Raw genomic sequence first — 7,400 nt, 5'->3', positions numbered from 1 at the left:
TGAGGTAAGTGGCGTCAATCATCACGGTTTTCTCCTCGCCATGATCGGCCGCCAATCCCATCATCATCTGTGCGAAGATGCCCTTATCACTCCAGCACTTCCAAAATTACCAAGCAAAACGTCTACAAAGCTAGGGGCACCTCAACCTTCACCAAAGTCAATTTGGGCTCACAGCCAACATCCAACCTTTCTTACCCAAATCTTAACCGGGTTGCGAATTTGCGAAGTCTAGTTGCAAAGTTGCGAATTTTGGATGGGCAAAGCTGGATTTTTGTGTCCGTCTACCAAACAGGCAGGTAGCTTTGTTGCGTTGCCACAATCCGGTACGGTCCTGCAAGTGAATAAAAATGTGCAATTTACACATTTATTCTGGACGAAATCAGCATAAATGTGCAAAATGCACATTTCCCCACCGCACCCTCGAAGACGCTGATTTATCTATATAGATCATATACTTATTTATAGCGGCAAGGCGGTGGTCGACTTGATCTCCTCCATCGAAAGCAGGGCTGTTACGTTGTACACCCGCACCTCGGAAATCAGCGCCTGATAGAAAGCATCATAGGCCCGTGCGTTCTTGACACGGACTTTTAAGATATAGTCGATGTCGCCCGCCAGACGGTGCGCTTCCTGCACCTCGGGGCGGGTTTGCAGGGCGTGCAGAAACTTCTTTTGCCACTCGGCCTCGTGCTCGGACGTGCGGATCAGAACGAAAAAACAGGCTTCAAAACCAAGGGCTTCCGCGTCCAGCACCACTGTTTGCGGCCCGATCACACCCGCGTCGCGCAGTTTGCGGATGCGATTCCATACGGGCGTCTTCGATGACCCCACTTCGCGCGCGATTTCGTCCAGGGACCGCCCCGCATCGCGCTGCAGCGCCGCCATGATTTTCCGATCTGTGTCGTCTATCCGGATATCCATTCTGTTTTTCTCGCTATTCAGGAAAAATCGTACCTATAAGGAAATTCATAAGAATAATCATCCTTATTTACAAGCGAATATAGCATTAAATTGGGAAAATATCCTATATTAGACGTAAGAACAGTGACAAGAGTAATCCAATGCAACACTTTCCGATCTTTATGGCCCTGGCCGGCCGCCGCGTTGTCGTCTCAGGCGGCGGCGATGCCGCCCTGGCCAAGCTGCGTCTTCTGCTGAAGACAGAGGCCCATCTTACTGTTTTTGCAGAAGAATTTGCGCCAGAGATCGCAAGCTGGGCCACTGAGGGAAAGCTGCGTCTGGTTCCCCGCGCCATGGTTCCCGGCGATGCGCTCTGTGCTGTTTTGTTCTATGGAGCCAACGAAGACGACGCCGAAGATGCCCGCACCGCCGCCCTGGCCCGCGCCGATGGTGCCATCGTAAATATCGTTGATAATCTGATAGATAGCCAGTTTATCACTCCCGCCATCGTCGACCGCGACCCCGTCACCGTCGCCATTGGAACCGAAGGCGCGGCCCCCGTGCTGGCCCGCGCCATCAAACGCGATCTGGAAGAACGCTTGCCTGCGACGCTTGGCACCCTGGCCCGCATCGGCAAGCTATTCCGTTCAGCGGTTGAGGCCCTGCCCATGGGTCGTAAACGTCGTGATTTCTGGTCCGAGTTCTATTTCAAAACCGGCCCCCAAGCAATTGAAGAAAAAGGGATAAAATCCGTTCGACCCGCCCTGGAGGCTTTGCTGGATCAGCACCTGAATGCAGGGGAAAAAGAAGGCCATGTTGATCTGGTCGGTGCCGGTCCCGGCGACCCTGATCTGCTGACGCTAAAGGCCCGCAAAGCGCTGGATGAAGCTGATGTCGTGATCTATGACCGCCTTGTTTCGGCAGAAATTCTGGAACTGGCCCGGCGTGAGGCCACAATGATCGACGTCGGGAAAGAAGGCTTTGGGCGGTCGGTTTCCCAGAATGAAATCAACGACTTGCTTGTTCAACATGCTCAAAACGGCGCCCATGTGGTGCGGTTGAAATCCGGTGACCCGACCGTATTCGGGCGTCTGGACGAGGAAATCGACGCCTGCCGGGCCGCCGACATCAGCTGGCGTATCGTGCCCGGCATCACTGCGGCCTCAGCCGCTGTCGCGGGCATCGGGCAAAGCCTGACGAAACGCGACCGCAATGCCTCGGTCCGGTTTCTGACTGGCCATGACATGAAAGGCTTTGCCGAACACGACTGGCGCGCCCTGGCCCGTACAGGTGAAGTCGCCGCGATCTATATGGGCAAAAAATCATCCCGCTTTATTCAGGGGCGGCTGCTGATGCATGGTGCCGACCCGGCCACGCCTGTGACGGTGATCGAAAACGCGTCTCGTCCCGAACAACGTGTTGTAACGGCTCAACTTTCCGATTTCGCCGATGCCATCACCAAGGCCGACATGAAAGGTCCCGCCCTGGTCTTTTACGGCCTTGCCCCCCGCGCCGCCCAATCTGTCGCCGCACCCATTCAACCCCAAGAGGTCGCGTTATGAGCCGCAAGTTCACACCGAAAGTCGTCACCGCCAATGACCTGCTGGAAGGGGATGTGATTTATCTGGCCGCCGATGACCGGTGGGTGCGTGACATGAAACAGGCTGAGTTCATCGAGGATGAGGCCCACGCCCAGATCCGCCTTCTGCATGCCGAACAGCAGCCCGATGTGGTTGTCGGCGCCTATCTGGCGGATGCGGCCCTGGGCGATGACGGCCCAGAACCCACGCATTTCCGCGAGACCTTCCGCACGCGCGGCCCGTCCAACTATGCCCACGGCAAACAAGAGAAGCAGGCAGAAAATGTATAAATACAACGACTTCGACGACGCTTTTCTTCGCGAACGCACGGCGCAGTTCCGCGCCCAGGTCGAACGCCGTATCGACGGATCGCTGACCGAGGATGAGTTCAAGCCACTGCGCCTGATGAACGGGCTTTATCTGCAACTGCACGCCTATATGCTGCGCGTGGCGATCCCCTATGGCACGTTGAACAGCCGCCAGATGCGGCAGCTGGCGATGATTGCTGAACGGTGGGACAAGGGCTATGGCCATTTCACCACGCGGCAAAACGTCCAGTACAATTGGCCCAAACTGCGCGACGTGCCCGATATGCTGGATGCGCTGGCCGATGTGGGCATGCATGCGATCCAGACAAGCGGAAATACGGTGCGAAATGTGACCTCGGACCATTTCGCGGGTGCTGCGCAGGATGAAATCGAAGACCCCCGCCCCATCGCCGAACTGCTGCGGCAATGGTCGACCGATCATCCCGAATTCCAGTTCCTGCCCCGCAAATTCAAGATCGCCATCACCGGCAGCTCGAATGATCGCGCTGTGACGAAAGCCCATGACATTGGTCTGCGGATGGTCGAACAGGATGGTCAACCGGGCTTTGAGGTCATCGTGGGCGGCGGCCTTGGACGCACGCCGATGGTCGGCAAGGTCATTCGGGATTTCCTGCCCAAAGCCGATCTGCTGCCTTATGTCGAGGCGATCCTGCGGGTCTATAACCGCCTGGGCCGCCGCGATAACAAGTATAAGGCGCGCATCAAGATCACGGTTCATGAAAACGGGCTTGAGACCATCCGCGATCTGGTTGAGGCCGAATTCGAACACACCCGCGCCGATTTTATGGGCTTTGACATGCAGGCGCTGACCCAGATCGAAAAGCACTTTCAGCCGCCCGCCTTCAAACAGGCCGATACTGAGGGCTATGAGGCAGCGCGCACCGCCAATCCCGCCTTCCGCGCTTGGGCCGACACCAACCTGACGCCGCATAAGGCCGATGGATACGCGATTGTGTCGATATCGCTAAAAGCCCATGGCGCGACGCCCGGCGATGCCACGGCCCATCAGATGCGTGTCATGGCCGATCTGGCAGAATGGTTCGGACATGACGAAATACGCATCAGCCATGAACAGAACGTGATCCTGCCACATGTGCATAGATCCGATCTGCCCGAGCTTTACGCCGTCTTGCGGGATGCAGGTCTGGCGACGGCCAACATCGGGCTGATCAGCGATATCATCGCCTGCCCCGGTATGGATTACTGCGCGCTGGCAACGGCGCGGTCGATCCCGATTGCGCAGGAAATCGCAGAGCGTTTCGATGAGCTGAAGTTGGAACACGACATTGGGCCGTTGAAGATCAAAATCTCGGGTTGCATCAATGCCTGTGGACACCACCATGTGGGCCATATCGGCATCCTTGGTCTGGACCGTGCAGGAGTTGAGAATTATCAGATCACTCTGGGCGGCGACGGCACGGAAACCGCGGCGATAGGTGAACGTGCGGGACCCGGATTTAGCGCCGAAGACATCGTGCCCGCGATCGAACGTCTGGTCCATGCCTACCTCGATCTGCGCACAACCCGGGATGAAACTTTTCTGCAAACCTATCGGCGGCTTGGGGCCCAGCCCTTTAAATCCGCCCTTTACCCCGAGGCGAAAGCAAATGCCGCTTGAAGCCCCCTTAGAACCGGTCAGCGTTCGCGTGGACGATCTGAACCGCCGTTATCGTCATCACGGTGCAACCGCCGTACTGGAACATGCGTTGGCCGATCCGCAAGTGGGACGCACGGCGCTTGTATCGTCTTTCGGCGCCGAGTCCGTTGTGCTGCTGCACCTGATCTCGATCATGGATCGCACGACGCCTGTACTGTTCATCGACACCGAAATGCTGTTTACCGAGACACTGGTGTATCAGCAGGAACTGTCCGAACGGCTTGGCCTGACCGACGTGCACATCATCACACCCGCGCGGGACCAGGTGTTTCTGCACGATAACGAAGGCCTGCTGCATCTGCATGATCCTGATGCCTGTTGCCATCTGCGCAAAACCGTTCCGCTGCAAAACGCGCTGGAAGGTTTTGATGCCTGGATCACGGGGCGCAAGCGGTATCAGGCGGGTGCACGTGCATCGATTGATTTCTTTGAGGTCGAGAACGAAGCCCGTATCAAGATCAACCCGCTGGCCCATTGGACGCCCGAAGACCTGCGCGACTACATCGACGAAAACCGCCTGCCCCGCCATCCGCTGGTGGCCAAGGGCTATCCGTCGATCGGCTGCGCGCCCTGCACCTCGCCGGTTCGTACAGGCGAAGACCCCCGCGCCGGGCGCTGGCGCGATCAGGATAAAGAGGAATGCGGCATTCATTTTGTGAACGGCAAGGTTGTTCGCAGCAAAACGGTGGTTGGTTGAAATGCATCAAAACAACTTTGATATTAGACTCACAGAAACAAAGTCGAGAAACACAACAAGTGAGCAAATTCTTCGTTTGGTCTACAATACCGGGAATGCTGCTAACGGCCGTTTTGGAGAATTTGTTCGGCGGCTTTGGGATCATTCTGGCTTTGGCGATATTTTTTGCAGCCTTAGTAATCTACATCCGCTTTTCGAGCACTTGAGCCGACAGCCCATTCGCGTTCGCGCAACCAATACCGAAAACAGAACTGACTATTCAAAGAGGACACTGCGATGAACGTCATCGTAACAGACACCGGATTTCAGCCCGACGATTGGGTGCATGATTTCATCGCGATAGAGAATCTGTGCGCCAATGACCCCTCGCCCGCGCTGGCCGTCGATTTGCAACCCAGCTCAAGTCTGGATGCCCTGCGTGACCGATTGGATGATATCGACATGATCCGCGTCCATTTCCCCAGTTTCGCCGATGGGCGTGGCTTTTCCATAGCTGCGGCCCTGCGCCACCTGGGTTTTGCCGGGCGGTTGCGTGCGGTGGGGCATGTGCTGGCCGATCAATACGCCATGGCGCGCCGGTCGGGGTTTGATGAGGTCGAAATCTCAGACGATCTGGCCGCGCGTCAACCCGAAGACCAGTGGCTGGCCCGTGCCAATTGGCAGGCCCATGACTATCAGTCGCGGCTGCGCGCCTTGCCTGCGTAGATTTTCCGCCTTTCACACACATCGAAGAATCCGTAAAGAGGATGGGGATTACCCCCATATTGACCATGACCGAGTTAAAACCCGTGACCGACGCAACGCCGATCAAAACCCCCATGCTGCCTGACGCACAAACCGTCACCGCAGTCGAACATTTCACCGACCGCCTGTTTTCGTTCCGCACGACGCGGCCACAGTCGCTGCGCTTTCGGTCGGGCGAGTTTGTGATGATCGGCCTGGTGGGCGACAACGGCAAGCCGCTGTTGCGCGCCTACTCGATCGCCTCACCCAGTTGGGATGATGAGCTTGAGTTCTATTCGATCAAAGTGCAGGACGGCCCGCTGACCAGTAAACTGCAGCATATCCAACCGGGCGATCAGATCATCCTGCGCCCCAAACCCGTGGGCACACTGGTGCATGACGCATTGCTGCCTGGCAAACGCATCTGGTTCTTTGCCACCGGCACAGGCTTTGCACCTTTTGCCTCGCTTCTGCGCGATCCCGAAACCTACGAGCAATACGATGAGGTCATCATCACACATACCTGTCGTGATGTGGCTGAACTGGAATACGGTCGCCGACTGGTCGAAAGCCTGCCCGATGATCCACTGATCGGTGAATTGGTAGGGGACAAGCTGAAATACTATCCCACCACGACCCGCGAGCAGAGCCCAAAGATGGGCCGCATCACGACATTGCTGAAAGACGGCACAGTGTTCAAAGACCTTGGCATCGACGGCATCAACCCGGACACCGACCGCGCGATGGTCTGCGGATCAATGGGCCTGAATACCGACCTTAAGGAAATTCTGGAAAGTTTTGGCCTGCGCGAAGGCGCCAATTCGGACCCTGCCGAATATGTCGTCGAAAAGGCGTTCGTCGGTTAAGATATGCAACTTTAACAGCTTCTGAAGTCAGTTTACAGCACGCAGGAATATCGGAGCATTAGTGCCGTCCAATACAGCAGCGGTCAAGACACCCGTAAAGAACGCCCCAGTATCGATGCAAATGCGATTAGACCTGACGATGGGTTCTTCTTCAGGTGTGTGCCCATGCACCACGATCTTTCCGTGATCTGTGTCGCTGTCCAGAAAACGTGACCTTATCCAAAGCATGTCCTTAGGGTGCTGTGCGTCCAAGGGTACGCCGGGTGCTATGCCGGCGTGAACAAACAAGTATGGGCCGACTACACGCGACAGTGGCAATGATTTCAGCCACGAAACCCTTTCGTTACCAAGGGCCGCATGAAGTCGTTCAGGATCATATTCCCCAAAGCGCAACGATATGCCCATAGACACCAGAGTTTCCTGCCCGCCATTCGCAAGCCAGGTTTGCCAGATCTGCCGATTGTCCGTCGCCATCCCCTGCTAGAGCAAGATGAGATCAGGTTGAAGCGTATCCTGAGTTGACAAGGTAATTCGCACATTCCTGCGGGGTGAAGCGGTCGAGCTCGCACATTCCTGCGGGGTGAAGCGGTCGAGCAGCTTACCGATCCTGCGCCATGTTGCCTCTATCGTGCGTTCGGCGGCGTCTCG

Annotated in this window: 8 protein-coding genes and 1 pseudogene; 6 read left to right on the top strand and 3 right to left on the bottom strand. The window is 56.5% G+C overall.

Translation table 11 applies throughout. From position 1 onward, the window contains the following. A pseudogene (locus H7848_RS19260) lies at window positions 1–103 on the bottom strand (IS5/IS1182 family transposase); the annotation flags it as partial. Window positions 104–459: 356 nt separating this feature from the next. Then, window positions 460–921 (bottom strand): Lrp/AsnC family transcriptional regulator, encoded by a 462-nt coding sequence (locus tag H7848_RS19255; protein ID WP_208354562.1) that lies wholly within the window; start codon window positions 919–921, stop codon window positions 460–462. A gap of 140 nt (window positions 922–1,061) precedes the next feature. Between H7848_RS19255 and cysG the strand changes: the two genes are divergently transcribed. From cysG to H7848_RS19225, 6 genes are all read left to right on the top strand, one after another. Then, window positions 1,062–2,462 (top strand): siroheme synthase CysG, encoded by a 1,401-nt coding sequence (gene cysG, locus H7848_RS19250; RefSeq protein ID WP_208354560.1) that lies wholly within the window; start codon window positions 1,062–1,064, stop codon window positions 2,460–2,462. Beyond that, entirely contained in the window at window positions 2,459–2,770 is a 312-nt protein-coding gene (locus tag H7848_RS19245; protein ID WP_174138755.1) for a DUF2849 domain-containing protein, read from the top strand. Before cysG ends, H7848_RS19245 begins: the two co-directional genes overlap by 4 nt. Further along, window positions 2,763–4,427 carry a nitrite/sulfite reductase gene (locus tag H7848_RS19240; RefSeq protein WP_208354558.1) on the top strand — a complete coding sequence of 555 codons (1,665 nt, stop codon included), beginning with the start codon at window positions 2,763–2,765 and terminating at the stop codon, window positions 4,425–4,427. Before H7848_RS19245 ends, H7848_RS19240 begins: the two co-directional genes overlap by 8 nt. Next, window positions 4,417–5,163 (top strand): phosphoadenylyl-sulfate reductase, encoded by a 747-nt coding sequence (locus H7848_RS19235; RefSeq protein ID WP_208354557.1) that lies wholly within the window; start codon window positions 4,417–4,419, stop codon window positions 5,161–5,163. Before H7848_RS19240 ends, H7848_RS19235 begins: the two co-directional genes overlap by 11 nt. A 276-nt stretch (window positions 5,164–5,439) precedes the next feature. Next, window positions 5,440–5,868 (top strand): DUF934 domain-containing protein, encoded by a 429-nt coding sequence (locus tag H7848_RS19230; protein WP_208354556.1) that lies wholly within the window; start codon window positions 5,440–5,442, stop codon window positions 5,866–5,868. A gap of 65 nt (window positions 5,869–5,933) precedes the next feature. After that, entirely contained in the window at window positions 5,934–6,752 is an 819-nt protein-coding gene (locus H7848_RS19225; protein WP_208354555.1) for a ferredoxin--NADP reductase, read from the top strand. Between the two features lie 27 nt (window positions 6,753–6,779). Here the strand turns inward: H7848_RS19225 and H7848_RS19220 are convergent, their stop codons facing one another. Beyond that, complete coding sequence (locus tag H7848_RS19220) at window positions 6,780–7,226, bottom strand: metallophosphoesterase family protein (protein WP_208354554.1); 447 nt, start codon at window positions 7,224–7,226, stop codon at window positions 6,780–6,782. Window positions 7,227–7,400: the final 174 nt, after the last annotated feature.

It is taken from the genome of Pseudaestuariivita rosea (genome assembly GCF_017592335.1).
Taxonomy (GTDB): domain Bacteria; phylum Pseudomonadota; class Alphaproteobacteria; order Rhodobacterales; family Rhodobacteraceae; genus Parasulfitobacter; species Parasulfitobacter rosea.
This window is presented reverse-complemented; position numbering and strand designations above follow the sequence as displayed.

What these genes read in the sequence shown, in the direction of transcription:
- cysG (WP_208354560.1), top strand. Translation starts at nt 1,062, where the DNA reads ATGCAACACTTTCCGATCTTTATGGCCCTGGCCGGCCGCCGCGTTGTC.
- H7848_RS19225 (WP_208354555.1), top strand. Translation starts at nt 5,934, where the DNA reads ATGACCGAGTTAAAACCCGTGACCGACGCAACGCCGATCAAAACCCCC.
- H7848_RS19255 (WP_208354562.1), bottom strand. Translation starts at nt 921, where the DNA reads ATGGATATCCGGATAGACGACACAGATCGGAAAATCATGGCGGCGCTG.
- H7848_RS19220 (WP_208354554.1), bottom strand. Translation starts at nt 7,226, where the DNA reads ATGGCGACGGACAATCGGCAGATCTGGCAAACCTGGCTTGCGAATGGC.
- H7848_RS19240 (WP_208354558.1), top strand. Translation starts at nt 2,763, where the DNA reads ATGTATAAATACAACGACTTCGACGACGCTTTTCTTCGCGAACGCACG.
- H7848_RS19230 (WP_208354556.1), top strand. Translation starts at nt 5,440, where the DNA reads ATGAACGTCATCGTAACAGACACCGGATTTCAGCCCGACGATTGGGTG.
- H7848_RS19235 (WP_208354557.1), top strand. Translation starts at nt 4,417, where the DNA reads ATGCCGCTTGAAGCCCCCTTAGAACCGGTCAGCGTTCGCGTGGACGAT.
- H7848_RS19245 (WP_174138755.1), top strand. Translation starts at nt 2,459, where the DNA reads ATGAGCCGCAAGTTCACACCGAAAGTCGTCACCGCCAATGACCTGCTG.